Origin of the sequence: Pseudomonas sp. W2Oct36, from assembly GCF_041060465.1 — a bacterium.
GTDB lineage: Bacteria > Pseudomonadota > Gammaproteobacteria > Pseudomonadales > Pseudomonadaceae > Aquipseudomonas > Aquipseudomonas graminis_B.
Genome location: NZ_JAUERW010000007.1, coordinates 85120 through 111319, shown reverse-complemented (window position 1 = coordinate 111319; position 26200 = coordinate 85120). Strand labels below are relative to the sequence as shown.

Below are 26200 nucleotides of genomic sequence, written 5' to 3'. Positions count from 1 at the left end.
CGCTGATCCCCCGCATGCGGCCCGACAGAGGCCGCAGCCGCCACCGAGATGCACCCACGAGGAAAACCGCATGGCCTTGCCCGCCGCGTTTCTGGACGGAGTGAACAGCCTCATTCCTGCCGGAAGACGCTTCGACGACCCGCTCTCGACCCTGGCCTTTGGCACCGACGCCAGTTTTTATCGGCTGATCCCCAAACTGGTCATCCGCGTCGAATCAGAAGACGAAGTCGTGGCGCTGCTGAAGCTGGCGCAGGCGCAGGCGGATAAAGTCTACGTGACCTTCCGCGCGGCGGGCACCAGCCTGTCGGGGCAGGCCATCAGCGACTCAGTATTGATCGTGCTCGGCGACAACTGGAACGGCCGTGAAATACGCGAGCAAGGTGCGCAGATCCGTTTGCAACCGGGCGTCATCGGTGCACAGGCCAATGTCTGGCTGGCGCCGTTCGGGCGCAAGATCGGTCCAGACCCGGCGTCCATGCACGCAGCAAAAATCGGCGGCATCGTTGCCAACAATTCCAGCGGCATGTGCTGCGGCACGGCCCAGAACACCTACCACACCCTCGCCGGCATTCGGCTGGTGCTCGCCGACGGCACACGCTTGGACACGGAAGATGCCGCCAGCGTCGCTGCATTTAAAGTCAGCCATGCCGAGCTGCTCGACCGCCTCGCGCAACTGGGCCGTGAGACGCGCGCGAATACCGAACTCGCTGCGAAGATCCGCCACAAGTACCGCTTGAAGAACACGTGCGGCCTGTCGCTAAACGCCTTGGTGGATTTCGACGAACCCCTCGACATCCTCAGTCACCTGCTGGTGGGTTCGGAGGGCACGCTGGGTTTCATCAGCGCGGTGACCTACGACACGGTGCCCGATCACCCGAACAAGGCAACGGCGCTGATTGTCTTTCCCGACATCGAAACCTGCTGCAACGCCGTAACGGTTCTGAAAACCCAGCCAGTCGCTGCCGTCGAACTGCTTGATCGACGCAGCCTGCGTTCGGTGCAGAACAAGCCAGGCATGCCGGCATTCGTTCGTGAGCTGTCGGAGGGTGCCTGCGCGCTGTTGATCGAAGCCCGCGCCGCGACCCGGCCGTTGCTGCACGAACAACTGGCCCAGATCATGGCGTCCATCGCGCATTTCCCGGTCGAGAAGCAGGTTGATTTCACCGAAGACGCGATCGAAAACGCGCGGCTCTGGGCCATTCGCAAAGACACCTTCCCTGCCGTCGGCGCGGTGCGTGAGACCGGTACGACCGTTATCATCGAAGACGTCACCTTCCCCGTCGAGCAACTGGCCGTCGGCGTTCGGCGACTGATCGAACTGTTCGAAAAGCACCGCTACGACGAAGCGATCCTGTTCGGCCATGCGTTGGAGGGCAACCTGCACTTCGTCTTCACCCAAGGGTTCAACGACCCGCAGGAAATCGCGCGTTATTCCGCGTTCATGGACGACGTCACGCAACTGGTGGCCGTGGAGTTCAACGGCTCGCTGAAGGCTGAACACGGCACCGGCCGCAACATGGCGCCGTTCGTGGAGCTTGAGTGGGGCGGCGAGGCTTATGCGCTGATGTGGCAACTCAAACGGTTGCTTGACCCCGACGGCATTCTTAATCCGGACGTCGTGCTCAGTGAGGATCCGCAGGTGCACCTCAAGCACCTGAAACCCATGCCCGCTGCCGATGCGATCGTCGACAAATGCATCGAGTGCGGCTTTTGCGAACCGGTGTGTCCGTCGAAAGGGCTGACCCTGAGTCCACGGCAGCGGATCGTCATGTGGCGTGACATTCAGGCGAAAAAACGTGCGGGCACCGACACCACTCAGCTGGAGCGCGACTACCAGTACCAGGGCATCGACACCTGCGCCGCCACCGGTTTGTGCGCGCAACGTTGCCCGGTCGGCATCAATACCGGCGAACTGGTGAAAAAGCTTCGTGGGGACCAAGCGCATCATGACAAGGCCGCCAGCTGGATCAGTCAGCATTTTGCGACAGCGTTGAAGGGCGCGCGATTTACGCTGCATGCGGCCAATGGCGCACGCATGCTGCTTGGCGCGCCGAGGCTGGCGAAGATTTCCAGCGCGCTGAGCAAGGCGTCGTCGGGCCGCGTACCTCAGTGGACGCCGGCGATGCCGCAACCCGAGCACGCTATTCGCTTCACGCCCCCGTTTGAAGATACGCGCCCCCGCGTAGTCTATCTGGCCGCCTGCGTGTCCCGCGTCATGGGGCCTGCGGCGGGGGATCGCGAACAGATGTCGCTGATGGACAAGACCCGAGGGCTGCTGGAGAAAGCCGGCTATCAAGTGGTGTTTCCGGAAAACCAGGACAGTCTGTGCTGCGGCCAGCCTTTCGCCTCCAAGGGCTACGCCGGGCAGGCTGAAGACAAACTCCAGCAGCTTCTCGCCGCGCTGACCAAGGCCAGTCGTGGCGGGCTTGATCCGATCTATTGCGACACCAGCCCTTGCACGTTGCGCCTGGTTCAGGACCTCAAGGAAACACGGCTCGACCTGTATGACCCGGTACGTTTCATCCGCACCCATCTGCTGGATAAGCTGGTGTTCACCCCGCAGCAGGCGCCCATCGCCGTTCACGTCACCTGCAGCACGCAACACCTGGGTGAGAGCCAGGCGCTGATCGACCTTGCGAGGATGTGCAGCGTGAGTGTGGTCGTGCCCGAAGGCATTCATTGCTGCGGGTTCGCGGGCGACAAAGGCTTCACCACACCGGAGCTGAACGCCCATGCGCTGCGCTCGCTGAAAGACGCGGTTCAGTACTGTGATGAAGGCATTTCGACCAGCCGGACGTGCGAGATCGGGCTCACGCAACACGGCGGTATCGACTACCACGGCTTGGTCTATCTCGTGGATCGAGTGACTCAACCAAGAACCGCTTAATGCACATAAACGGGGCGTAGATCGCCCCATAATCCCGAAACATCCGGCAACGTGGCTTTTTCACAGCATCGTGAAAAAAAATAGAACCCCTGCGACAGGCGGCAGTCCATCTCTTTAGGCGCCACAAACCATTCGGCGCTTTTCCCTCTATCTCGGGCACCGGCAAATTGAGCGGCGACACCGAGTCAACAGGCTCAAGGAGATACACATGAAGCGCACCGCACTGACTGGACTGTTTCTTACCGCTGCACTGTTGGGCTCCCCGGTTTTCGCTGCTGATGACCTGTGCGGCGCGAATATCGCGACACTGAAGAATGCTGAAGCGTCGACTACCACCAATCTGACCGGCGACAGCAAGACTGACATCGAAAAAACCGTTGCTGATGCCACCGCCGCGCAAAAACGTGGCGATGACAAAGAGTGCATCTCGATCACCACCAAGAAAATCACTGAGCTGAAAACCGGCGGTGACGGCAGCGACGGCGGTGCCGCGAAGTAATTGCCGAATCGCGACGGCTCCAAGGCCGTCGCGAGCGGAATGTCAGGCGGACGGTCGACGTATCTCATTGATTCGGGTAGACTCCGCCGCCTGACTGCTAGAGCAGCAGAATTGGGGCCGATTAGGATTCGACGCCGGTGATGAAACTCTAGGGGCATGCCGACTTGGTAACAGAAGTCGTAAATCCACTGTTGCAACTTTCTATAGTTGCCAATGACGAAACCTACGGGGAACAAGCTCTCGCCGCGTAAGCGGTGCTAGCCTTCCTTCTGGTAGCTTCGGCTCCAGCAATCACCAGGGGATGCCTGTAAACCCAAAGTGATTGTCATATAGAACAGGATCGCCGTGCAGTACGCTGTGGACGAATCGGCTAAAACTTACACAGCTCGCCCAAAGCACCCTGCCCGTCGGGTCGCTGAGGGTTAACTTAATAGACATGGCTAAGCATGTAGGCCCGAAAGCGGAGTACTGGCGGACGGGGGTTCAAATCCCCCCGGCTCCACCAAACACGCAATACAAATCAAGCACTTAGCGCTTTGCGCAAGTGCTTTTTTTGTGCCTTTATGGCCGGTTTTGTCTGTAGAAGCCAAGCTTGACGACACCCTCAGCCCGGTAGGCTTCGCCTCATTTCATCGGGCTTCAGCCTGAGCAACAACGATCTCAAGGGGACGGTTGCCGAACTCACCATTCGTCAAGGGCGTGTAGTCGTTGGATCTGATGTTTGTACTCGCACACAAGCTGATAGGTAGTGCTTGCTGTCCCGGTTATCAACGCACCGACGACTCGGCAATCCGCATTGACGTACTGCTCCCATGCCTCCTGCGCCTGCGGAAGCAGGGCCGGAACGCCTTTTGATAGCATTTCCTGCTCGGCGTACTGCTGAGTAATGACAAGCTTCTCCTGGTACTTCTGTTTCACCGCGTCATTAGCCGCTTGCATCATTACAAGTGCGCACCGTTCGCTATCGTTTGTCGTTCGCGTATTCGGGTTGCTCAAACACCGCTTCCATTCTGCCTCCAGCTTCGCCGCGAATTGGTCCACCGCCCTAGCCAGCTCTTCCTCTCGGCCGACATCGGCATGTGATACGCCGGTCGCAAGCAATCCCGCTATAACAAACACTGTGAACACACGTTTCATGTTTCTCATCCCTGAAGGTGATTAGTAAGCGCCGGCATGCTGCCGGAGATGCAGGCCGCGCACAATCCCTACCCTGCTGCCCCGTTTCGAATGATTAATGGCAAGCATTAAGCCGATCCCCGTCAACAGCAAGTGCCTGACCTTTTCATCTCACGCTGCTCCGAAACAGTTCAGCTGCACAATCGGAGATGCTCCCCCATCCTGTCAGTCCTTTATTTCTTTTTTGCCATAAAAAAGCCCCGCTCGAATCAGCAGGGCTTTTGGGTTCAGCGCGAGTCGATCAGACCCCGCCCTTCCCCGGCAACAGCTCATCATTCCCACGGCGAGTGGTTGGCTCTTCAGTCACCGGATCGTTTTCGGTCCGCGCGGGCTCAGTCGGGTCTACCTGCGGGTCGGAAACATCGGGCGATTCCTCATTAAACCCAAGATCCTTATCCGGATCCGTCTGCGCGCTGGTCCCTGTAAGCGAAGCGTCATTAGCCATGAATTCGATCTCCTCGTTTACGTGCGAGTTGTCCGCACCATGACCATGAGAAGCCCACAAGCGCGCCAAGTGCCGCGGATTAGACGGGCGGTTTCGAAATCGCCTGCCCATCACACGGCTCACCAACTCGCACGAATGCCGATACTGCCGCTGACTCCCGCCAGTTCATTGCTGTCCAGCTGGGCGGCGTAGTCCACCGCGAAGTACACGCTTACTCCCTTCGCCACACCAACGATCAAGCCAGCGCCAATGTCGGTGGATGAGGACCTGTGTCGGGTTTTGATCCGGTCGACGCCGTTGTAGGTCACGGTGTCCTTGCCATCCAGCACCTGCCAGGCGTTCGCGCGCAGGTAGGGTTCGACGGGCAAGTTGTCGATCAAGTATCGACCCTTCAAGCGCGCGCCGACTCGACTCGTCCAGTAGTCCTGTGCGTCAAACGAGACGTTGGAGATGCCGTCGTTCTGGCGGTCGAGGTCGATCCGTTGGTGGATGACCTGCACTTGAGGTTCAACGACCCAGCGTTCGGAGACGGCCATCGGGTAGCCCGTTTCCAGAGACAGGCTGATGGCATGGCCGTCGGTGTCGAGCCTGATGCCTTGATCGGATCGGCTGCTGCCGCCAAGACGTGTGCCCATGGCGACGGCGTCCAGGTACCAGCCGCCCGGGTCGACCAGGCTCCAATAGGCGCCGAAGTGGTCGCCGTTGATTTTCATGCGGCCGGCTTTTGTGCCCTTGAAGCCTTCGGCGAATCCCTCGACGCTGCCTTGTAACCGGCTCTGGCCGACGAAGACGCCAGCGCGTTGCACCCGGCCGGAATCAGTCGGTGCGACATACAGGTCGTGGCCCACTTGGTAGCCCTTGGTCGACCCATCGAAATGCGGCGAGGCATCGCCGGCCCAGTCCCTGCGTATGTCGCTGCCATACAGCCGCGCCCATCCGCCGGGCGCACCGCTGAGTAGGTTTTGATCGCCCTGACGATCATGAAAAGTGCCCAGCGCTTCACGCGCCATGATCTGCGCAGCCGGCACGAACACCGAATAGATCGGCACTTCCAGGCGATATAACGGGATGGGCTCGGCGCCGGGCGACGCCGTTGGCAATGGTGCCGTTAACGGGGCCGGGATTGGCGAGACAACGGCAGGCGCAACGGAGGGTGTAACCGGAGCAGCAGGCGGTGGGACGGGAGCAAGGGTCGGTGGCTCAACGGCCGGTTCGTCCGGATCGACAGGGACCGGAGGCACTGGCACTGGCACTGGCACTGGCACTGGCACGGGAACAGGTGTTGGTGTTGGTGTTGGTATAGGCGTTGGTATAGGCGTTGGTATAGGCGTTGGTATAGGCGTCGGAATGACAGGCGACGGCGTGACGGGCTGGGGTGTCGGATCCACCACAGGCGGTGCGGTGGGCGGCGGTACGCTCAATGGGCTTCGGACCGCAGCCACCGAAGAGCGCAGGAACCAGCTGTTCTCGGTCCCGGCCGTCACGCCGCCCTTGAACAACTGATAGCGGTAAGCGCCGGCCACGACGCGGTTGCCGAGCACAAAAGCGTCGTTGGTGCTGGTCGCTCCATTGACGGCCTGCACCACTTCGATGCCGTTGTCCTGTGTCAGTCCGCCCAGCCCGTTAAGGTTGCTGATGCCCAGCTGGGTGTTGCCGCTGATTGCCCCTTGGGACACCACCAGTCGGTCACTGGCCGAGCGGTCGTCGCCTAGAACCGTCTGCAGCAGCAACCGGCCGTTATTGCCCAGGTAGTTGCCGTACACGGTAAGTGTGTCGCCGGCCACGACGCTGTTGGCGGTCATATCGACAGTCCCGGCGTTGTTCAACGAGGCGAGCTGCCCTGCGGCGTACGGGCGAATGGCGCCTTGGGTCACCTCCAACGTACTGGAGCTGTCGATGTTGAACGTGCCGGTGTTGCTCACGCTGTCGCCAAGAAAGAGGTCGGTGTCGAGCGTGAAACGCGACTGCCCGGTGAGATCAATCGCTTCCCACCCCAGGTAGCGCCCGGCCCCGGCGCTGAGGGTCTGGAAAAACGTCAGTTGGTCATTACCCAGTCCGCCGTCTAGCAAAGGGTTCGAAATCAGCGTGCTTTCATTGAGGTTGCTGATTGAAGCGCGGTCATTGCCGTCGCCCATCAGCACGGAGGACTGGATCACTCCGCCCCCGTTCCACGCGAACGTGTCGTCGCCGAAGCTGGCGCGGATTTCGCCGGATACCGTCCCGCCGCTCACGCTGATGCTGTCGTTGCCGCCACTGACGCTGATGTTGCCGCCAATGCTGCCGCCCGAAACGACAATAGTGTCGCGGCCGAAACCGGTGACGAGGTTGGCGATGATCCGGCCGCCCGACATGTCGAAGAGATTGTTGTCGAGCTTCATGTCGACGCGGCCAATGGTGCCGCCGCTGAGGGTCGCGACATCACCGTCTTCAAACGCCCCGACGATGGTCCCGCCGCTCATGGAGAACACGTCGCGGCTATCACCCTGCGCCAGTGACTGGAGGGTGCCGCCGCTCATGAAAAAGTTGTCGATACCGGGACCCTGCATGAGGCTGCCGGTGATGGTCCCGGCCTCCATCACCATCACGTTTGTGCCCGCGCCCTGGTTGATGGTGCCCTGCACCCGGCCGGAGCTCATGACAATCCGGTCGGCGCCGTTGCCAAACAGGATGTTGCCCGTCACCACGCCCGTGCCGCCAGCTGGAAATGTCAGCACGTTATCGCCGGCCAGATCGACCAGGCCCGGACTGGTGCTGCTGTCGCATACGTAGTTGTCATTTCCTGTCCCTGACACCAACGTGCAAGCCGCTTCGATCGGCGTGACTGGCAACAGCACTGATACACAAGACACACGGAGAAACTGGCGGAAAAATGCCCGATCGGGCTGTTTCATCACAACGTCCTGCGGAATGACCCGCGTGCTTACATCCCTATAAAGAGCGCACTCAAGCAAGTGCGTCCAATTGTCGCCCTGACAGTACAAGCGAAGGATACAAACCCCGACATGTCAAACGGCGCGAGCCTTATCCACAGGTGCGTTGCGGGAAAACGCCGCTTAGGCACACGCCTGAAGCCTTCGATCAGCACCGGCTTGTGACCCGGCGACCGCGCCCGGCCGCGGTTGTGACAACGATGACAACGGCGTAGAATCCGCAACATCTCGTCGCATCTCCCCATACTCATAATATTCAGCTGACCGCATGCACCGCCCAGGCACACGCCTCGAGCGGTCTTTCTGCTTGTCGGCGTTTTTCACTGGGGAAACGGCAAACCGAATTCTTCAGGAGGGCATTCGTATTGATGAATACCACTAATGCACACACCGGAAGTTGGCTGAGCGTGATCGCGCTGGCCCTGGCAGCGTTCATCTTCAACACCACGGAATTCGTACCGGTGGGTTTGTTGAGCGCCATCGGTCATAGCTTCGACATGACCACCGCCCAAGTCGGCCTGATGCTGACGGTTTATGCGTGGATCGTGTCCCTCACGTCGCTGCCGATGATGCTGATGACCCGCAACATCGAGCGGCGCAAGTTGCTGTTGTTTGTGTTTCTGACGTTCATCGCCGCCCATGTGATGTCGAGCCTGTCATCGAGCTTCGGCATGCTGCTGGTCAGTCGCGTCGGTATCGCAGTGGCCCACGCCGTGTTCTGGTCGGTGACCGCATCGCTGGCGGTGCGAGTGGCACCGGAGGGCAAGCAGGTTCAAGCCCTCGGTCTGTTGGCAACCGGCACAGCGCTGGCGATGGTGCTCGGCATTCCGCTGGGACGCGTGCTCGGCGAAGCGCTGGGCTGGCGCGCAACCTTCCTGGCGATTGCCATTGCCTCGGGCCTTACAGTGTTGGTGTTGATGAAGTCGCTGCCGCTGCTGCCGAGCCAGAACTCGGGCTCGTTGCGCAGCCTGCCGATGCTGTTCAAGCGCCCGGCGCTGATGTCGCTCTACCTGCTGACGGCGCTGGTGGTGACGGCGCAGTTCACGGCCTACAGCTACATCGAACCGTTCGCACAGATCGTGGCGAAGATGAATGGCGACATGACCACCGTTATCCTCTTGCTGTTCGGCGGCGCCGGGATCGTCGGGTCGGTGATCTTCAGCCGCTACAACGACCGTTACCCGCGCGGCCTGCTGATCACTGCGATCGGCGCCCTGGCGGCGTGTCTGATTCTGCTGCTGCCGCTGTCCGGCAACTCATCGTCGATGGGTACGCTGAGCGTGGTCTGGGGCATGGCGATCATGTGCTTTGGTCTGGTAATGCAGTCCAAGGTCCTGGCGATGGCGCCGGACGCCACGGACGTGGCCATGGCGCTGCATTCGGGCATCTACAACATTGGCATCGGCGGCGGCGCGCTGTTGGGCAGCGTGGTGATCAGCCAGCTCGGCGTGGCCAACATCGGACTGGTGGGCGGGATGGTCGCGATCAGTGGTTTGTTGCTGGCGTGCCTGGCGACCCATCGCTATGGCGAAACCATTCGGGCATAAAGACGAAACGCCGAGCGCAGTATGGAAGGCGCGAGCGACCGTGATGTCGCTCAAGCTTTCTCGCAAACAGTTGTGTATCCGCCAGACAGCCAGCGTCTGAAAGCCCGTATTCGTGAGCAAGCTCACTCCCACATGAACTGCGTTCGCCGCGCCACGGCGAACGATCCATCATTCCCATCGATAACCAACATTCCCGCTAATGCCTTCCGCTCAAAACTGATGGGCGTAACATCGCCCTCACACCCAAACACGAACCGAGGGCAGGAAAAATGATCGTTCATCTCCTTACTTGCTTGACGCTCGCAGCGCTCACCAGCTACGTCGTCGCCCTCAAACTCTTCGATCTGGGATCGGTCTTGATGACCGCGGACGATGAGGACAGTCGTGTTGTGGCACCGGCCAACTAAGGCCAAGTAGCTGACACTTATCAGCACCTTTCACGCTTTCAACGTTCTGTTACATGCGGAGCAATCGACATGACCCGAGACGTCACGTTGCACGTTAGTTTTCCAACATTTGGAAAGAACTATTACTCACAACATGTCATCGCCCGCAAGAACGGCCACGGTCTCGTTGAGAACAATCGCTTCGGCGCCTTCATGATGCCTTCGGCGGAAAACCACTTCAGCAATGAGGTGGTGGGCTTCAACGCTTTTATCCTCTCTCTTGAAATGTGTTGATCGTGAAAAACCTCCTGCGTAGTTTTATCCCCCACTCGCTAAACACCCACCCTGCCGAATGGTCGCGTGCCGCCATCGGCGCGTGCCTGGGCATCTTCGTCAGCGCGGTGTTCTGCCGCGAGTTGTACGGCATCGACATCACGCTGCACCTGCTGGGGCCGGTGGGCGCGTCGGCGGTGCTGCTGTTCGCGGTGTCGACCGGCGCGCTCGCTCAACCGTGGGCGATCCTCGGCAGTTACCTGATCGCCGCGCTGGTGGCGCTGTTGTCCATCAGGCTGCTCGGCAACACCATTAATGCCGCTAGCCTGGCGGTCTGCTCGTCCATCCTGCTCATGTGCGTGCTCCGCTGTTTGCACCCGCCCGCTGCTGCGGTCGCGATCTGCATCGTCACCTCGAAGAACGAGCTGTCGCCCATGGGCCTTCAAGTGCTTGGCCCGGTGATGCTCAACGCAGTGTGTCTGCTGGCTGGCGCGCTGATCTACAACAACCTGACCAGGGTGCGTTACCCCAAGGCGCAGGCCAGTGAGCTGCCGACGCCCGAACAGGTGCCACTCAACAGCGACGGCTTCAACGCTGAAGATCTCGACAAGGAGCTGGAGGAAATGGGCGAGTTCGTCGATGTTTCTCGCGAGGACCTTGAGGAGATTCTGCACAAGACCGAAGCCCATGCGCTGCGACGCAACCGTTCCGATATCGACGCCGCCCGGATTCTCTCGCGCAGTACGCAAAGCCTCTCGCTGGATCATTCGATGGCTGACGCGATGAAAATGCTCGCCAAAAATGACAGCAAATACCTGCCGGTGCTGGATGGTGACAAGAAGGTGGTGGGCATCATCACGCTGGTCAACTGATAGCCAGCGTCCGGCACCCACTGGCAGAAATCCGGAATCTGAGGTCTGATGCACAAGGCTCGTACCGATAACGAGCCACACCCCTAATTCTGCGGAAACCCACATGAAACACGCCCTGCTTGCCGGCTTGCTCCTGACTGCATGTGCCCTGCCCTTCGCGGCAAATGCCAACGACGACAACAATCAGTGCCAGATGAACCTGAGCAAGGTTCGTGACGCGAAAGTCGCCAACCCCCATCTCAGCGATGCGGTCAAAAGCGATATCGACACGACCGTGCACCGCGCCGAAGCAGCCTTGGCGCGGCACAACGATGACGGCGGGCGTGAATGTGTGGCGCTGACGCAGCAAGCGCTGCAGAAGGCCCAGAGCAACTGAGCCGGAGGGGCGCCAGACGGTTTACCCCTTCCAGCGCTGCAGTTATTTCAAGACCAGCATCCGATACACCCCCGCTTCGCTTTCAATCCCGTGGGTGTCGTGGGTGAAGCCGGGGAATGACCGATCGAAGCCTTCCAGCGCCCGAAGATAGGCCAGCAACGGCCCATCTGCAGGGCCCGCGTTTTCCCCGGGCATCAGCAGCGGAATGCCAGGCGGATAAGGCACGATGCCAGTCGCGGCAATTCGTCCGGCGGCCTCTTCCAGGGTGACCTGCTCTACCTCGTTTTTGACTAACTTCTCGTACGCCTCCACCGGGCTGAATTCGGCCTTGGGCAACGTGCCGAACGCCTTCGACATGGCCGCTGTGGTCTTGGTCTCTTTCATCGCGGCGAAAATGTCCTCTGCCAGATCTTTCAAGCCCATGCCGGCATAGCGCTGCTGATTCGCCGTCAGCAATTCGGGCAGGCAAAGCTCCAGTTCCAGGTTGGTGTCGTAGTCACGCTTGAAGTCCAGCAACGCGTTGACCAGCGTGCCCCACTTGCCCTTGGTGATCCCGATCGAGAACAGGAAAAGGATGGTGAAGTCGGTGGTCTTCTCAACGATGATGCCTTGGTGCCCCAGGTAGGCACTGAGCAAGCAGGCCGGAATGCCGAAGTCCATCAGGTTGCCGTCATCCCCCATCCCCGGGCTGAGGATGGACACCTTGATCGGGTCCAGCATGCAGTAGCCGTCTTCGATGTCGCCGAAGCCGTGCCACACCTCGTTGGGGTGCAAGACCCAGCAGTTCGGGTCAGTCTTGAGCCGAACCGGATCGACTTCGTGAAATGCAATCGCCGTGGCCCCGACCTGAACCGTAGGCGGCTGCCAGCAAGAAAAGAACCAGTCGTCCTGGCTCAGCATGTCGGTCTGCATGCGCGAAATGACCTGGCGGAACGCCACCGCTTCTTCAATGGATTCGTTGGTCAGAATTTGCCCACTAGGCGCCTCCATCATCGCCGAGCTGACGTCACAGGACGCCATGATCGCGTAATTGGGCGAGGTCGACGCGTGCATCATGTAGGACTCGTTGAACCGCCCGTGGGGAATCGGGTTGCGGCCGTTACGGACATGAATCATCGAGGCCTGGGACAGCGCCGCGAGCAGCTTGTGAGTTGACTGCGTGGCGAATACGGTGGGTTTGGACGGATCGTGATCATCCGGGCTGCCGTGCATGGCAAAGCGGTCCTTGTACAGCGGATTGAACCGGGCATAGCCGTACCAGGCTTCGTCGAAATGGAGCCGGTCAACGCTCTGCCCCAGCAGCTCTTCAACGCGGGTGACGTTGTAGGTCAGGCCGTCGTAGGTGGAGTTGGTGACGATGGCATGCACCGGCGTCGGGTCGATGTGGCTTTTGACCAGCGGGTTGCTGGCGATGGCGGCTTTGACGCTCTCGGCGCTCAAGGTCTGCGGCAGGATCGGGCCGATGATGCCGAAGCGGTTGCGCGTGGGCACCAGGTAGGTGGGAATGGCGCCGGACAGCGTCATCGCGTGTTCGGCAGACTTATGACAGTTGCGGTCGCACAGGGCGATCTGGTCACGAGTGACGCTGGCCATCAGGATCACCCGGTTGGACATCGACGAGCCGTTGGTTACGTAGTACGTGCGATGGGCGCCAAACACCTTCGCCGCATAGCGCTCGCCCTGGCCGATCGGGCCGCTGTGATCGAGCAACGAGCCGAGTTCGCCGACGGAAATCGACAGGTCGGAGCGCAGCAGGTTCTCGCCAAAAAACTCGTAGAAGGCTCGGCCTGCCGTGCTTTTCAGAAAGGCCGTACCGCCGGCGTGTCCCGGGGTGTGCCAGGAATATTCGTAGCTGCGGGCAAACTTCAGCAGCGCACCGAACATCGGCGGCAACACCGCCTGACGGTAGCGTTCGATGGCCGCCATGATGCGTCCGCTGAGGAAGCGGCTGGTGTCCTCCGGCAGCCAGATGAAGTCATCGGCGTGCTGCATGACGATCAACGGCACACTCGATGCCGTGCTGCGATCGCTGATCAGAAACACCGGCACACGCGTGTTGCGCTCACGCAGCGTGGTGAGCAGATCGATGCATTGCTTGTGGTCGTCGCTGCTGTCCATTTCCCAACTGAGCAACACACACTGGATCGCCGGATCGGTGCTGAGGATCGACTTCGCGTCGCTGAGGCTTTCGGAGGTCAGCACGCTGATGGCGCGGTCTTCTACATCGCTGATCAGCTGGATCAGGGCCCGGCCGAACACGCTGCGTTTGTCGGGCTGGCTGCTGACCAGCAGCGCCAGCATGCCAAGCAGGTGTCTGTTGTCGCTCATGGTCGAGTCTCCAGGGTGGCCAGGTTCAGGTTGTTGACGGGGATCGGCTCGCCGACGATGTGCTGCGCGGAAACGGTCTGGGTCGGCACGCTGTTGTTCAGCGCTTCAAGCTTGATCAGGCGCGTGTTGACGAAGCCGAACAGGGTGTAACCGACGATGGTCGCCACACCGCCAAGCATCAACGCCTCGGCGCCGGAGCTGTACAGCGCCAGATAGCTGTACGCGGTGGCGATCCCGGCGACGATGTTGGTGATGAGGGCTTTTTGCGGCGGCACGTTGGAGACCTTTTGCAGGGTCATCAGCGTGGCCATCGACAGGATGTACGGCACCAGATTGGTGACCACCGCCAGATTGACCAGTGTGTCGAACTGTTTGGCCAGGTCAGGGCTGATGGTCAGCAGCGCCAGGGCGGTCTGGATCGCCAGCAGGATCAGCATGCTGATGATGGGCACCCCGTGCTTGTTGGCTTTGGCGAAGATAGGCAGGAAGTAACCGGTGTCTGCGGAGCTTTTGAACACCTGCGCCACCGTGAACTGCCAGCCCAACAGCGAGCCGACGCAGGCGAGCACCATGAGCCCCATGATGATGTCGCCGATCATGGGGTTGAACATCTTGGCGAACACCAGCCCGAACGGCGCCGTTGAGGAAACCAGTGCCGCGTTGTCGACGATGCCGGCAATGACGTTGGTGGACACGATGTAAATCACTGCTGCGCCAAGTGTCCCGCCAAGCACTGCGATGGGCACATTCTTTTCGGGGTTCTCCACCGCATCGCCGTTGGCGCACGCCGACTCCAGGCCGAGAAACGCACACAGGGTAATCGCTACCGAAGCGCCCGCTGCCTCGTACCAGGTTTTGTCGTGGGGATTCCATCCGGCCGCATACGTGCTGCTGTCGAACCAGAACCAGCCGATCGTCGATACCAGCACCACCGGAGCAATAACGCCCCATACGGTCACCGCGCCAATCTTGCCGGTAATACGTGCGCCGCCGAAGTTGGCGAACGTGGTGATCCATAACAGCGCGATGGTGGCCAGGCCAACTTGAAGCGAACCCAACTTGATATCGAACAGCGTCTGTATATATCCAACTGCGGTGATACTGATGGCCACGTTGGCAATCAACAACGACAAACCGTAGGTGTAGTTGGTGATGTAGTTACCTGATTTACCGAAGGTGTATTCCGCGTATCCACCCATGCCGCCGGTCTTGCGACTGAGCATGCCGCACCGCGCAAAAGCGTAGGCCAAAGCCAGCGAACCGGTGGCCGTAATCAGCCAGGACAGGATGGAAATGCCGCCCACCTCGGCGAGTTTGGTGGGCAATAGCACAATGCCGGACCCGAGCATGTTGACCGCAGTCAACATCGTGAGCTGACCGACGCTCATTTTCTTAGCGACTGACATTCCGTTGCCCTGTTTGCAAAAGGTGAGAGGATTTAGCTATAGCAAAGGATTGTTGTTAATCAAGAAAACAGCGTCTTGTTAATCAAGAACGGCCGGCCGCTAGTTGCTGGCGACAAGCCATCTTTACTTGGGCTAATTATGTGTTTGAAGGGTGAATAACGTTAAGAAGAACTGTCAGTTCAGAGGGATGGCGGCGTCTTGCCGAAGGCAAAAGAGGATAGCGTCAAGGACTGGAGGGGTATTGATCTATATCAATCAGTGGTCAGGTAGCGAAGCGGCAACGCCGGTCAATTCGGACAGGTCTTTTTGGACCAAGCGAAGCGAGGGCTGAACAGGCGGGAGCCGGCTTGCCGGCTCCCGACGTTTCAAACGAATAACGTGATCAGCGCAAACCCGACGTACCAGACGATGGCCGAGCGGATGAGCAGTTCCCACAGCACGTCGAGGCTGTTGACGCCCTCGACGCCCACCACGGGCGCAGGAACCTCGCCAGCAACGCAGCCGACTTTGCTGATCAGGCGGGAGGCGCTGATGTTCCAGTTGAGCAGTTCGCTGAGCATCACCCGGCTGACCGCGACGAAGTTGCCCACTAGCGCAAAGCTGGCGGCCAGCAAGCGCACGGGCACCCAGTCAAAGGCATGCCTTCCCTGTGTCGCACGCTCGACCAGTGCCGGGGTTTTGCCGTGCTCCGAGGCGAGGGCCAGTAAGCGGTAGGCCAACGCCGCAACAGGGCCGAGCACGAAATACCAGAAAATCACCGCAAAAAAGCCCTGATAAATCTGCCACAGCAAATATGTCTGAGCGCCGCCCAGTAGCTGTTCTTCATTCTCGGCCTGGACCCCAAGGTCGCGTTCGGCAACCAGCACCGCCGCTTCCTGATCGCCTCGACGGCAGGCATCTCGAAACGAGCCGAGCGCGGCTTTGACGTCGCCACGGCCGAGGCTGTAAATCAGCACCAGCAAGTGGATCGGCAGCGCGAGCCAGCCGTAGGCCACCGAGCCGACAATCACCAATGCCAGGGCAAGGACCACCAAAGGCAGCACAACCGTCACCATTAAAATCCACCACGGTCGCTTGGCTGAGCGTGGATTGGATTCCAACCGGCTCAATTGATTGAGCCATGGCCCGTCGCGCTGAATGCGCTGGCGCAGGGCCGAAAACTTCTCGATCCAGACCGCCAGCAGCAAAACCAGAAAACTCATTAGCTGCTCCTCACTTCAAACGTCCAGGGCGGCACGAAACCGCTCCCAGTCAAAACACGGACCCGGATCGGTCTTGCGCCCCGGTGCAATGTCGCTGTGACCGCATATGCGTTGCCCCGTGATCGCTGGCCACGCCGCCTGCAACTGGCGGGTCAACTCGATCAGCGCCTCATACTGCGCGCCGGTGAAAGGTTGATCATCCGTGCCTTCAAGCTCGATGCCAACGGAAAAGTCATTGCACGTCTCTCGACCGTCGAAGATCGAGACACCTGCGTGCCAGGCACGGTCGAGGCACGACACGAATTGAGTGACCGCTCCATCGCGCTCAATCAGGAAATGCGCAGACACCCGCAGTTCAGCGATGCCTTCAAAGTAAGGGTGTTCTGTGACGTCCAGCCGATTCTGAAAAAACGCCTGGACCTTGCCGGTCTTGAACTGCGCGGGCGGCAGGCTGATGTTGTGAATCACCAGCAACGAAATTTCATTATCAGGCCGGGCATTGAAATTGGGTGAAGGGCAATGCTGCGCGCCGTGGCACCAGCCGGTGGCAGGGTCCAGATGCATGGAAAATCCTTAGGACGTGAAACAACAGCGCGCAGTATGCCCGCGACAGGAAAGGATGTGGATGGCGAATCTACCCTGAGGTTGCGCGAATTCGAAGCAAGAAGTCGTAGGATCGATCTGCGCCCTAGCCCTTCAGCTTGCGTAAATTGCCCAGTACCGACTCAAGGGCGCGGTCGAACAGCAGGGCGTCGTCGAGGACACGAATAGCGCCGCGACGAAATTCCACCGCCAGGCCCATGCGGGTTTTCTCAAGCACCTTCATACCCGTGCGATTGACGAACACATAGCGCCCACTCGGATCAACAATGGCGGCCAGCTTGCAGCGCAGCTTATGGGATTCGTCTTCCTGGATCTCGACCCAACTGCCCAGGCGAAGCTTTTCGACTTGCATCAAACCTTCGTCGTCGGCAGGCAACTGCATCGATGGCTCGGTCTGAATCTGCTCGCCCGGCCCAACGAGAACGATCTCTTCGACCACGGCCATCATCGTCGGCCCATGATCAGACGCGACTTGGTCGCCAACGGTGGTCGTGCCAGGTGCTTTCGTCACGTGGCTGAACGCCTGGACGTGAAGCGCTTCGAGCTGACTGAAGAATTCGCTGGTGGCAAACGGATCGAAGGCGGCACTGCTCAAGCCATCGCGCAGGGACTTGAGTAACCCAGGCACCAGCTCGAGCAAACGCTGTCGTGCTTCCGGCTCGTCATGGGACTCGACGCTCCAGATCAGATCGTCCATCGCCTGAAGGCCTGACGTCCATTCAACTGACTGATCGCCGTGTTTGAGGCACGTGAGCAACAGCACCTTGCTCCACGCCTCTTGCAACAGGCGAACAACGACCTGCGGCAGGGTCTTGCCGAGCAGGCGATCGTTCAGCGCCTGCTGCACCCGCTGACGGGCCAACTCTGCCAGTGCGCGGCCTTGTTCGGCGTCACGGGTGCGTTGCTCAAGCAACTCACTGCGACGACGCTCGTCGCCGGTAAAGGCCAGAAAGTCCACCAGCAGCTCAGTGAAGATTGCCGGGTCATCGACGAAATCGTGGAGCAGGCGCTGGACGATTTGATCGATGCGGGCATAAAGCGAGTCACGCTGGGTGTCGTCGCGACCACCCCAACCGAGCGCCGCAGAGGCGATTTCATTCAGCAGCCGACGCGCAGGGTGACTGCCACGGCTGAAGAAACTCTTGTCGATCACCGCGACCTTGAGCATCGGAATCTGCAAGCGGCCGATCAACGCCCGCAGCGAACTTGGCAGGTTGCGGTCGTCGAGAATGAATTCAAACAACATCGATATGAGGTTGATGACGTCCTCATCCATCGTACCCACAACGCGAAACTTGCCGCTTCTCGCGCTGACACGACTGATCAACTGCTCAAGCTGGGCGCGCAGGTCGAAGTCGTCGCTCTCCTCGGCTTTCGGTACGTACTGCTGCAAGTGGGACAGCAGACGCAGCAAGTCCTGACTGGAAATCGGACGCGCATCGGTCACCGACTCGGGGCGCGGCGTCAGGTGGCCACGCACATGCACCAGCAACTCCTGCAACGCGGAAAACACGTCCTGCACGCTTTTATCGAGACTTTCGGTCGCCTGGAGAATAGCGGCGTTGTCGGCACGCAAGGCTTCGCTCGAAGGCGGCACGCTGGCGATACGATCAGTGGAGCGACGGGACGGCAACGCCTTCAGTTCCGGCAATACACCTGCGGAAATTAGCAACTGGTTGGCTTCCTCATAGAGCTGATCGGCGTTGCTCAAGGCGTACTTCTCGAACAACTTGAGAATGATCAGCTTCACCTTGATTTCAACGCCAAGACTGCGCCCGGCCTGCAGGAAATAGTCGCACAGCAGCGTCGGTCCCAAGGGATTGGTCTCGTCGGTCAACGGCTGAGGGATAAGAACATTCAAACGCGTGGTCAGTTGACCGAGGGCGATACCGTCGCGACTCATGACCTTGACCACCATGGCGTCAACCGCAACGGTGCGTTCGAGATCATCGTTATGGACCAAGGCTAACTTGTCGTAGGAAACGGGCTCGGGCATCGGGGGCTCGGCCACTTCGTACTGACCCAGGCGCAGGAATGCTTCAAAGAATTTGTCGAGGAAGTTGCGCTCGATGCTTTTGCGCTTCAGACGCAAGTCGCGCATGGCTTCGAAGAAGATGTTCTGCTCAGCGTTGTTGTGAGCACGGTCGGCCATTTCGAAAAGCGTGTCGTCAGCGTTATCGAACAGCGTCTGCAGGCTTTCCTTCAACTGCTGCGCGGCTCGGTCACGAACCTGAAGCAAAACGACGGGCAGCCGAGCGACAGGCGAGGATCCCGGATGATCCGCACCTGCCTTCAAGGGCACCACTTTGTTTCCGTCGTTCTGCATCAAGGACTCCTTCACACCGTCGACACAACTGCTTTAACAACAGCTACACCCCGCAGCGAATGAAGACTTGACTCCATTCAAACGGATCTCAACATTTTATCCCTGGGGATGTTGCAGGCTAACGTCAACGCTATGACGTCAAATACAAGGCGAAAGTATCAGGTAAATCCGGGCCGCTCGCCAGCGGACACTTCGCCTTGATTGGAATAATAGGAGGCGGCGAAGGGACGTGCGCAGCGATAGACCCTCAAAATCACAATCTGTCGCATAAGCGAGGAAAAAACCGACAAAGTGCAGGTTATGCACCCGAATGGACACGTGGCCTACATAGGTTGGTACACGCGCCTGCCATATACTCGGCGCAGTTAGTTCGTGGAGCCTGATATGCCAAACCTACGTCTCGACGCCCTCACTGCCGAAATTGAAGCCAACGTGCGCCGTGCGTTGGTGGAGGATGTGGGCAGTGGTGACATCACCGCGCAGCTGATTCCGGCAGAGCGCCTGGCCAAGGCCACTGTAATCTCCCGCGACGCAGCGGTGATCGCCGGCACAGCGTGGGTCGATGCTGTTTTCCGTCAGCTTGACCCGCGCGTCGCGGTGCATTGGCAGGTCGTTGACGGCGATCGCGTGCAGCCGAATCAGGCGCTGTTCCACCTGGAAGGCCCCGCGCGTTCGCTGCTGACGGGCGAACGCAGCGCACTCAATTTTCTGCAGCTGCTGTCAGGCGTCGCCACCCGCGCGCAGCACTACGCCGACATGGTCGCGGACACTCAGGTCAACCTGCTCGACACCCGCAAAACCCTCCCCGGCCTGAGAATGGCGCAGAAGTACGCCGTCACCTGCGGCGGCTGTCATAACCACCGCATCGGCTTGTTCGACGCCTTCCTGATCAAGGAAAACCACATCGCTGCCTGTGGCGGGATTGCGGAAGCCATCACCGCCGCGCACAAGATTGCGCCGGGCAAACCCGTGGAAATCGAAGTGGAGAGCCTCGACGAACTCAAGCAAGCCCTCGACGGCGGTGCCGACATCATCATGCTTGATGAGCTGAGCCTGGACGACATGCGCGAAGCCGTGCGCCTCACTGCCGGACGCGCCAAGCTTGAGGCCAGCGGCGGTGTGACTGATGCGACTTTGCGTACCATTGCTGAGACTGGTGTTGATTATATTTCCATCGGGACGCTGACTAAGGATGTGAAGGCGGTGGATTTGTCGATGCGGTTGAGCCTTTGAGATGGTGGCAGCCTCTTAAAGGTTGAACTGCGCCGGGTGATCGGGCTCTGCTTGTTAGGAGCTCGAGGTTCTTGAGATTGGATTGTTGATTAGACCGATGAGGAAATGACGATGGCTGACGAGAAGCAACCTGTCGAACCTGAAGAAGACGTTCCGGCTCACTCGACTGAGGAGGAGAAGGAACGGTTGAAGGATTTCAATAAGGACGGGATTCCGCCGGGGATTTGTTGATTCGGGATATGGGATGTGGGCCGCGTCGCCTGAAAAGGAATGCGGCCCTCGCCTGGGTTGCACCCTTCCAAGTTCAAAGGTTAGTCATGGGATTCTAGTTACCAAAATACTGCGAGCACGACTCCGAGCAAGATAGACGTCAAGATTGCCTCACGCGTGGTGAAGTTGCCGTAGATCAACAGCTGCATTCCGATCGCTGTCGCGACCGCCAGTCCTCTTAGCACAGACCGATTGCTGGAGCCGTTTTCTCCCCAATCCGATGGTGCATCCAGCGGCGAGCCAGTGTTCATCCAATCGTATTCAGACCCTTGAAAAAGCGCGTACAGCAGTAGGCAGGCGGAGTAGATGCCGTACACGACGATGCGCGTCAAAATCCTTTTGTATCTCATCTCCTGCGGGTCTCCTCATCGATTCCTGGGTCTCCAGGTTTGCCAGGATACGCACCCAGTGATCGCACCTCTCGGCGATGTTATTGACGCGCTAAGAAAAAACGAACTGTTTCATGGCTGCCATCAATGCGACGACTAAAATGGCAAGCCCTACAGCAGCAGTCCACTCAGCTTCCGGCGTACAGGCAAGCCATGAGCCCTTCGATGGATACTTGCCTAGCGTGACCAGCCGCACCAAGGGCCAACCGATGGGGAAGCAGGCAACACGAAAAATCTCTTCGGTCAGGGTATCAAACATGCTCGCGCATCCTTTTGCTGGGCAGGGAATAATGACCTAGCCGTCGCATTGGGCCATGAGGAGGAATAGCGTTTCATTGAAGCATTGTTACTGCCCCATGATCATCCGGTACCGCCGCTGATATTCCTCATACGAGACGTTCTCCTGCATCAACTTCTGTACTTGCTCGCGCTGGAAATCCTCCTTGCTCATCGGTTGCGCCGCAGCGGCAGGGTTTGGTGAATAGGACGGGGCACGCACCTGGGCAGGAGCTACCGGGGTGCCAGACCCTAGGTAATTCACAGGCTGCGACACCTGCCCCAAATTGCCCAGGCACTGGTACTTGATCGAAACTTGCCAGGCCGAACATTCGCCAAATCCTCGCCGCGCTTGACAGGTTTGCGTCCTCCCACCAAACGGCTCGGCGTCGGCATAGCCGCACAACGCACATTTGGACTTGGCGATGGTGTATGCCTGATTGTTATCGACGCACCGGCGTTTCCAGACTATTGAAGTCGTACGCCACATCGATAACGCCGTCCGCGCGGCTTCCGCCTGTTGCATAGAAATTCTTGTGAGTGGAGCAGGCAGCAAGCGAAACGAACAAGCCAGCGATCAAGACTGCGCGCATCTGGACATCCTTGTGTTGAGAAGGGGCAAAAATGTCCGCGGAATATATCAAAGCGTATCGCTGTGGCGGCAGCTTTCAGCCGACAGATAGCTCCGCTTCTGATGTGAGCACAGGTTGCGCACCACTTCACATCACGAGTAACGCAGTGCCGATCATCAGCAACGCGGCACAACGCAACGACTTGTGGTGCCATCTCTCGCATTTAATGCGTCTCGAGACTAACTCTCGGAATGCTTTCGGATTCAGCGGGGTCTTCTCGAGGTAGACAAAATTCCGAATCCGAACCACGCCATTTAGTCAGGCGAATTCGTCCTCGCACCGGACGCTAAGCGTACCGACGCCAGCGAATCGGCAAAATACTCACTGTGAGGACGGGATTCCGATGGAGGTTCGCTGGTTGGCGGATTGCTGCAGATGCTGGAACGAAAAGCCCGGTCTTGAGGACCGGGCTTTTTGCGTTTCTGGTGCCGAAAATAGGAATCGAACCTACGACCTTCGCGTTACGAGTGCGCTGCTCTACCGACTGAGCTATTTCGGCGAAAAGCGTTGTGGTGTAAGTAAAAGCTCTAGCCAGCCCCACCTACGAAACGCCGACTCTGGCGGTGTCGTTAGTTCACACCAGTACGAGAACGAGTGCAGCCACCGCCTGTCACACTAGCCCAAGTGATGCGGTTAGCATCAGCAACGCCCGGCGTCCAAGTGACAGTGCAACCACCTGCCGCCGCTGTACCAGTTACCACGATTGCCGCAGTACCAGGAGTCATAACCACAGCGTTCATGTTAGGGGTCGCAGCAGGAAGACCTGCATACCCGACGGTCGTCAACAGCCTTGCGGGGGTGTCGCAACTGGCGAGGACGCTGTTGTTAGTCTGCAGGCACTCTGCGATTGCTGCTTTCACAGGAGCAATCGCAGTGTTGTTGTCAGCCCAGCGCGCGCGCACCACGTAATCCTGATATTGAGGGATTGCGATCGCGGCAAGGATCCCGATGATCGCCACGACAATCATCAGCTCAATTAACGTAAAACCTTTTTGTAAATTCATCGCTACTACTCCAAGCGTCAATTTGGTGTTGCTCAAAATAGTCAATGCACGCAACGTGCCAGCTTGTAACCGCTTAAACTTTTGACCCGTTCTCCGCGATTGCAGTCGCACAGGACACGCGGAGTCAGCACAAAGTGACAATTTCCGTCACCTTCGCATTGCGAATTTGGCAGCCAAGCTTGACTAGGCTATAAACGATTCAATGTCTGGATCTGGTGGCTGTAATGACTGATGTCGTCCTAACCGGCTTGGCTAAACAACTCGTTATAGCTGAGCTGCTCACAGAAAAAACGGCGCAAAAAGCCCACGAACAAGCGCGGCGTGACAAGGTTTCGCTGGTTCATCATCTCGTCGAAACAAAGCTGTTGAAAAGCATAACGCTGGCCGAAGTCGCTTCGGACCAGTTCGGCATTCCTTTTCTCGATCTAGGCACCCTTGAGAAAGAAACCCAACCAAAAGGGTTGGTCAGTGAAAAACTCATTCGCCAGCACTGCGCGCTCCCGCTCTGGCGCAGGGGCAACAAGTTATTTGTAGGGATTTCAGACCCCACTAACCATCAAGCCATTACTGACATCCAGTTCAGCACAGGGCTGACAACTGAAGCGATTCTGGTCGAAGACGATAAGCTAACCGCCGCCATTGATAAGTTTTTCGACGGCAACGCAGGCATGGGAGATTTGGCGGATGTTGACCTTGGTCTCGAAATAGAGGCGGTCGATGAGAGCAAAGAAACTGCCATTGCCGGCCAAGACGCCGATGATGCTCCGGTCGTTCGCTTCGTAAATAAAATGCTGATGGACGCTATCCGCCTTGGTTCATCTGACCTGCACTTCGAACCCTACGAAAAGATCTTCCGGGTAAGGCTTCGCACAGACGGCATACTTCATGAGGTAGCAAAGCCGCCCATCCACTTGGCAGGCCGCATTGCTGCGCGCTTGAAGGTCATGGCGAGCCTCGATATTTCGGAGCGCCGGAAACCTCAAGACGGTCGCATAAAACTCAGGATCTCGAAAAATCGTGCCATCGACTTCCGGGTCAACACGCTGCCCACTCTGTGGGGAGAAAAAATCGTGATGCGGATTCTGGACCCTACCACTGCACAAATGGGTATCGACGCGCTGGGATATGAGCCTGAACAGAAGGAGTTATATCTAGAGGCGCTCCGCCAACCCCAGGGCATGATCCTCGTCACTGGACCAACTGGCTCGGGTAAAACGGTGTCGCTTTACACAGGGCTGAACATTCTCAACACCGTGGACATCAATATTTCCACTGCGGAGGACCCGGTTGAGATTAACTTGGAAGGCATCAATCAGGTTAACGTCAACCCGCGTCAAGGTATGGACTTCTCACAGGCTCTACGGGCGTTCTTACGTCAGGATCCTGACGTGATAATGGTTGGGGAAATTCGAGACCTCGAAACCGCCGAGATTGCTATCAAGGCTTCGCAAACCGGCCATATGGTTCTGTCTACGCTGCACACCAACAGCGCGGCCGAAACGCTGACCCGCCTACACCACATGGGCGTAGCAGCGTTCAACATTGCAACGGCGATTAACCTGATCATCGCTCAACGGCTAGCACGCAAACTTTGCACGCACTGCAAAAAGGAAGTCGAGATCCCTCGGGAGACATTGATTGCGGAAGGTTTCCCCGAGTCGCAAATTGGCTCGTTCCAGCTTTACTCACCAGTGGGCTGCGAGCACTGCAATGGCGGCTACAAAGGCCGAGTAGGTATCTACGAGGTGGTGAAGAGTACGCCGGCGCTGGAGCGCATCATTATGGAGGAAGGCAACTCAATCCAGATCTCTGAACAGATGCGCAGAGATGGTTTCAATGATCTGCGAACGTCTGGGCTGATGAAGGCAATGCAGGGTTTGACAAGTCTTGAGGAAATAAACCGGGTAACCAAGGATTAAGTATGGTGACCAAAGCAGTAAAAGTCAGTCTCTATGCTTGGGAAGGGCTGGATAAGAAGGGGACCAAGGTTACCGGCGAGATTAATGGGCACAACCCGGCTTTGGTAAAAGCTCAGCTGCGTAAGCAGGGTATTAATCCGACCAAAGTGCGTAAAAAGTCCGTTTCGATTTTCGGCAAAGGGAAGAAGATCAAGCCTCTGGACATTGCTTTTTTCAGTCGCCAAATGGCTACGATGATGAAAGCGGGCGTCCCCTTGCTGCAGTCCTTTGACATCATCAGCGAGGGGCACGACAACCCGAACATGCGCAAGCTCGTAGACGAGATTAAACAAGAAGTTGCTGCGGGGCACAGCTTCGCCACGGCGCTAAGGCAAAAGCCGTTATATTTCGATGACCTTTTCTGCAACTTGGTAGATGCAGGGGAACAGGCAGGTGCCCTTGAAACACTATTGGATCGAGTCGCGACCTACAAAGAGAAGACCGAATCGCTGAAAGCTAAAATTAAAAAAGCGATGACTTACCCAATTGCTGTCGTCGTGGTCGCGTTTATCGTGACGGGCATTTTGCTGCTAAAAGTTGTACCCCAGTTTCAGACCATTTTTGATGGATTCGGAGCTGAGCTCCCAGCATTCACGCTAATGGTAATCGGGCTGTCCAAAATTGTTCAAGAATATTGGTGGATGCTGCTGGGTGGGATCGTGTTAAGTATTTTCCTGTTTCGGCGTGCTTACCGAACCTCCGAAAAGTTTAGAAACGGCCTTGACCGAGCACTCCTTAAGATGCCCGTTATAGGTCCTTTGTTGTACAAATCCGCAGTAGCGCGATACGCACGGACCTTGTCCACGACGTTCGCCGCAGGCGTTCCTCTGGTAGAGGCGCTTGATTCCGTCGCTGGCGCCACCGGAAATGTTGTCTTCAAGAACGCCGTCAACAAAGTCAAACAGGACGTCTCTACCGGCATGCAACTCAATTTCTCCATGCGGAGCACCGGCGTGTTTCCGATGCTGGCCATACAGATGACCGCGATTGGAGAGGAATCCGGCGCGCTGGACTCTATGCTCGATAAAGTCGCGACCTACTACGAGGACGAAGTCGACAACATGGTCGACAGCCTGACAAGCCTCATGGAGCCTATGATCATGGCTTTCCTCGGTGTCATTGTCGGCGGACTCGTGATCGCCATGTACCTTCCCATTTTCAAGCTCGGACAAGTCGTCTAAC

Annotated in this window: 20 protein-coding genes, 1 tRNA gene, 1 other RNA gene and 1 pseudogene; 10 read left to right on the top strand and 13 right to left on the bottom strand. The window is 58.4% G+C overall.

The features are described from left to right. Nucleotides 1-70 precede the first annotated feature (70 nt). From QWI18_RS12285 to ssrA, 3 genes are all read left to right on the top strand, one after another. Nucleotides 71-2887 carry an FAD-binding and (Fe-S)-binding domain-containing protein gene (locus tag QWI18_RS12285; protein WP_369318938.1) on the top strand — a complete coding sequence of 939 codons (2817 nt, stop codon included), beginning with the start codon at nucleotides 71-73 and terminating at the stop codon, nucleotides 2885-2887. Between the two features lie 208 nt (nucleotides 2888-3095). Further along, on the top strand, nucleotides 3096-3386 hold the full coding sequence (locus QWI18_RS12280) for a hypothetical protein (RefSeq protein WP_065987624.1): 291 nt from the start codon (nucleotides 3096-3098) through the stop codon (nucleotides 3384-3386). Between the two features lie 113 nt (nucleotides 3387-3499). Then, nucleotides 3500-3891: a transfer-messenger RNA gene (gene ssrA, locus QWI18_RS12275) on the top strand. Between the two features lie 176 nt (nucleotides 3892-4067). Here ssrA and QWI18_RS12270 read toward each other — a convergent pair. The 3 genes from QWI18_RS12270 to QWI18_RS12260 form a co-directional block, all read right to left on the bottom strand. Continuing rightward, nucleotides 4068-4523: a lysozyme inhibitor LprI family protein gene (locus QWI18_RS12270; RefSeq protein ID WP_369318937.1), complete on the bottom strand. Its 456-nt coding sequence runs from the start codon at nucleotides 4521-4523 to the stop codon at nucleotides 4068-4070. 280 nt (nucleotides 4524-4803) lie between these two features. After that, on the bottom strand, nucleotides 4804-5007 hold the full coding sequence (locus QWI18_RS12265) for a DUF6021 family protein (protein ID WP_369318936.1): 204 nt from the start codon (nucleotides 5005-5007) through the stop codon (nucleotides 4804-4806). A 119-nt stretch (nucleotides 5008-5126) separates the two neighbouring features. Further along, the gene (locus QWI18_RS12260; protein WP_369318935.1) at nucleotides 5127-7898 is read right to left on the bottom strand and encodes an autotransporter outer membrane beta-barrel domain-containing protein; all 2772 of its coding nucleotides are present in this window, start codon (nucleotides 7896-7898) and stop codon (nucleotides 5127-5129) included. 407 nt (nucleotides 7899-8305) lie between these two features. On the opposite strand from QWI18_RS12260, the gene QWI18_RS12255 reads away from it, so the two are divergent. The 4 genes from QWI18_RS12255 (at nucleotide 8306) to QWI18_RS12240 (ending at nucleotide 11391) form a co-directional block, all read left to right on the top strand. After that, entirely contained in the window at nucleotides 8306-9484 is a 1179-nt protein-coding gene (locus tag QWI18_RS12255; RefSeq protein ID WP_192133090.1) for a sugar transporter, read from the top strand. Between the two features lie 476 nt (nucleotides 9485-9960). Further along, complete coding sequence (locus QWI18_RS12250) at nucleotides 9961-10164, top strand: hypothetical protein (protein WP_369318934.1); 204 nt, start codon at nucleotides 9961-9963, stop codon at nucleotides 10162-10164. Between the two features lie 2 nt (nucleotides 10165-10166). Continuing rightward, nucleotides 10167-11015: an HPP family protein gene (locus tag QWI18_RS12245; RefSeq protein WP_369318933.1), complete on the top strand. Its 849-nt coding sequence runs from the start codon at nucleotides 10167-10169 to the stop codon at nucleotides 11013-11015. Between the two features lie 103 nt (nucleotides 11016-11118). Continuing rightward, the gene (locus QWI18_RS12240) at nucleotides 11119-11391 is read left to right on the top strand and encodes a hypothetical protein (RefSeq protein WP_296310633.1); all 273 of its coding nucleotides are present in this window, start codon (nucleotides 11119-11121) and stop codon (nucleotides 11389-11391) included. A 45-nt stretch (nucleotides 11392-11436) separates the two neighbouring features. Here QWI18_RS12240 and QWI18_RS12235 read toward each other — a convergent pair. From QWI18_RS12235 to QWI18_RS12215, 5 genes and pseudogenes are all read right to left on the bottom strand, one after another. Beyond that, nucleotides 11437-13719, bottom strand: a pseudogene (locus QWI18_RS12235) (Orn/Lys/Arg decarboxylase N-terminal domain-containing protein); the annotation flags it as partial. After that, on the bottom strand, nucleotides 13716-15125 hold the full coding sequence (potE, locus tag QWI18_RS12230) for a putrescine-ornithine antiporter (protein ID WP_369318932.1): 1410 nt from the start codon (nucleotides 15123-15125) through the stop codon (nucleotides 13716-13718). The gene potE and the pseudogene QWI18_RS12235, both read right to left, overlap by 4 nt. Nucleotides 15126-15490: 365 nt before the next feature. Next, nucleotides 15491-16327: a regulatory signaling modulator protein AmpE gene (ampE, locus tag QWI18_RS12225; RefSeq protein WP_369318931.1), complete on the bottom strand. Its 837-nt coding sequence runs from the start codon at nucleotides 16325-16327 to the stop codon at nucleotides 15491-15493. Nucleotides 16328-16342: 15 nt separating this feature from the next. Continuing rightward, nucleotides 16343-16891, bottom strand: coding sequence for a 1,6-anhydro-N-acetylmuramyl-L-alanine amidase AmpD (gene ampD / locus QWI18_RS12220; protein WP_296310638.1), 549 nt, complete (start codon nucleotides 16889-16891; stop codon nucleotides 16343-16345). 124 nt (nucleotides 16892-17015) lie between these two features. Further along, a complete protein-coding gene (locus tag QWI18_RS12215) occupies nucleotides 17016-19256 on the bottom strand; it encodes a DUF1631 domain-containing protein (protein ID WP_192133104.1) in 2241 nt (746 codons plus the stop codon). 384 nt (nucleotides 19257-19640) lie between these two features. Between QWI18_RS12215 and nadC the strand changes: the two genes are divergently transcribed. Beyond that, a complete protein-coding gene (gene nadC, locus QWI18_RS12210; RefSeq protein WP_369318930.1) occupies nucleotides 19641-20489 on the top strand; it encodes a carboxylating nicotinate-nucleotide diphosphorylase in 849 nt (282 codons plus the stop codon). 329 nt (nucleotides 20490-20818) lie between these two features. Here nadC and QWI18_RS12205 read toward each other — a convergent pair whose 3' ends face one another. The 5 genes from QWI18_RS12205 to QWI18_RS12185 form a co-directional block, all read right to left on the bottom strand. Beyond that, nucleotides 20819-21109: a hypothetical protein gene (locus QWI18_RS12205; protein ID WP_369318929.1), complete on the bottom strand. Its 291-nt coding sequence runs from the start codon at nucleotides 21107-21109 to the stop codon at nucleotides 20819-20821. Nucleotides 21110-21200: 91 nt separating this feature from the next. Continuing rightward, the gene (locus QWI18_RS12200; protein ID WP_369318928.1) at nucleotides 21201-21407 is read right to left on the bottom strand and encodes a hypothetical protein; all 207 of its coding nucleotides are present in this window, start codon (nucleotides 21405-21407) and stop codon (nucleotides 21201-21203) included. A gap of 87 nt (nucleotides 21408-21494) precedes the next feature. Beyond that, nucleotides 21495-21950, bottom strand: coding sequence for a YecR family lipoprotein (yecR, locus tag QWI18_RS12195; protein ID WP_369318927.1), 456 nt, complete (start codon nucleotides 21948-21950; stop codon nucleotides 21495-21497). A gap of 529 nt (nucleotides 21951-22479) precedes the next feature. Then, a tRNA-Thr gene (locus QWI18_RS12190) sits at nucleotides 22480-22555 on the bottom strand. 70 nt (nucleotides 22556-22625) lie between these two features. Continuing rightward, nucleotides 22626-23060 carry a prepilin-type N-terminal cleavage/methylation domain-containing protein gene (locus QWI18_RS12185; protein WP_369318926.1) on the bottom strand — a complete coding sequence of 145 codons (435 nt, stop codon included), beginning with the start codon at nucleotides 23058-23060 and terminating at the stop codon, nucleotides 22626-22628. A 224-nt stretch (nucleotides 23061-23284) separates the two neighbouring features. Here QWI18_RS12185 and pilB point away from each other — a divergent pair, with 224 nt between their 5' ends. Together pilB and QWI18_RS12175 are read left to right on the top strand one after the other, a co-directional pair. Continuing rightward, a complete protein-coding gene (gene pilB / locus QWI18_RS12180) occupies nucleotides 23285-24979 on the top strand; it encodes a type IV-A pilus assembly ATPase PilB (RefSeq protein WP_369318925.1) in 1695 nt (564 codons plus the stop codon). 2 nt (nucleotides 24980-24981) lie between these two features. Then, nucleotides 24982-26199, top strand: a complete 1218-nt coding sequence (locus QWI18_RS12175; RefSeq protein ID WP_369318924.1) for a type II secretion system F family protein — start codon at nucleotides 24982-24984, stop codon at nucleotides 26197-26199. Nucleotide 26200: the final 1 nt, after the last annotated feature.

What these genes read in the sequence shown, in the direction of transcription:
- QWI18_RS12185 (WP_369318926.1), bottom strand. Translation starts at nt 23,060, where the DNA reads ATGAATTTACAAAAAGGTTTTACGTTAATTGAGCTGATGATTGTCGTG.
- ampE (WP_369318931.1), bottom strand. Translation starts at nt 16,327, where the DNA reads ATGAGTTTTCTGGTTTTGCTGCTGGCGGTCTGGATCGAGAAGTTTTCG.
- yecR (WP_369318927.1), bottom strand. Translation starts at nt 21,950, where the DNA reads ATGCAACAGGCGGAAGCCGCGCGGACGGCGTTATCGATGTGGCGTACG.
- pilB (WP_369318925.1), top strand. Translation starts at nt 23,285, where the DNA reads ATGACTGATGTCGTCCTAACCGGCTTGGCTAAACAACTCGTTATAGCT.
- ampD (WP_296310638.1), bottom strand. Translation starts at nt 16,891, where the DNA reads ATGCATCTGGACCCTGCCACCGGCTGGTGCCACGGCGCGCAGCATTGC.
- potE (WP_369318932.1), bottom strand. Translation starts at nt 15,125, where the DNA reads ATGTCAGTCGCTAAGAAAATGAGCGTCGGTCAGCTCACGATGTTGACT.
- QWI18_RS12270 (WP_369318937.1), bottom strand. Translation starts at nt 4,523, where the DNA reads ATGAAACGTGTGTTCACAGTGTTTGTTATAGCGGGATTGCTTGCGACC.
- QWI18_RS12215 (WP_192133104.1), bottom strand. Translation starts at nt 19,256, where the DNA reads ATGCAGAACGACGGAAACAAAGTGGTGCCCTTGAAGGCAGGTGCGGAT.
- QWI18_RS12175 (WP_369318924.1), top strand. Translation starts at nt 24,982, where the DNA reads ATGGTGACCAAAGCAGTAAAAGTCAGTCTCTATGCTTGGGAAGGGCTG.
- QWI18_RS12240 (WP_296310633.1), top strand. Translation starts at nt 11,119, where the DNA reads ATGAAACACGCCCTGCTTGCCGGCTTGCTCCTGACTGCATGTGCCCTG.
- nadC (WP_369318930.1), top strand. Translation starts at nt 19,641, where the DNA reads ATGCCAAACCTACGTCTCGACGCCCTCACTGCCGAAATTGAAGCCAAC.
- QWI18_RS12265 (WP_369318936.1), bottom strand. Translation starts at nt 5,007, where the DNA reads ATGGCTAATGACGCTTCGCTTACAGGGACCAGCGCGCAGACGGATCCG.
- QWI18_RS12255 (WP_192133090.1), top strand. Translation starts at nt 8,306, where the DNA reads ATGAATACCACTAATGCACACACCGGAAGTTGGCTGAGCGTGATCGCG.
- QWI18_RS12205 (WP_369318929.1), bottom strand. Translation starts at nt 21,109, where the DNA reads ATGAGATACAAAAGGATTTTGACGCGCATCGTCGTGTACGGCATCTAC.
- QWI18_RS12280 (WP_065987624.1), top strand. Translation starts at nt 3,096, where the DNA reads ATGAAGCGCACCGCACTGACTGGACTGTTTCTTACCGCTGCACTGTTG.
- QWI18_RS12260 (WP_369318935.1), bottom strand. Translation starts at nt 7,898, where the DNA reads ATGAAACAGCCCGATCGGGCATTTTTCCGCCAGTTTCTCCGTGTGTCT.
- QWI18_RS12250 (WP_369318934.1), top strand. Translation starts at nt 9,961, where the DNA reads ATGACCCGAGACGTCACGTTGCACGTTAGTTTTCCAACATTTGGAAAG.
- QWI18_RS12285 (WP_369318938.1), top strand. Translation starts at nt 71, where the DNA reads ATGGCCTTGCCCGCCGCGTTTCTGGACGGAGTGAACAGCCTCATTCCT.
- QWI18_RS12200 (WP_369318928.1), bottom strand. Translation starts at nt 21,407, where the DNA reads ATGTTTGATACCCTGACCGAAGAGATTTTTCGTGTTGCCTGCTTCCCC.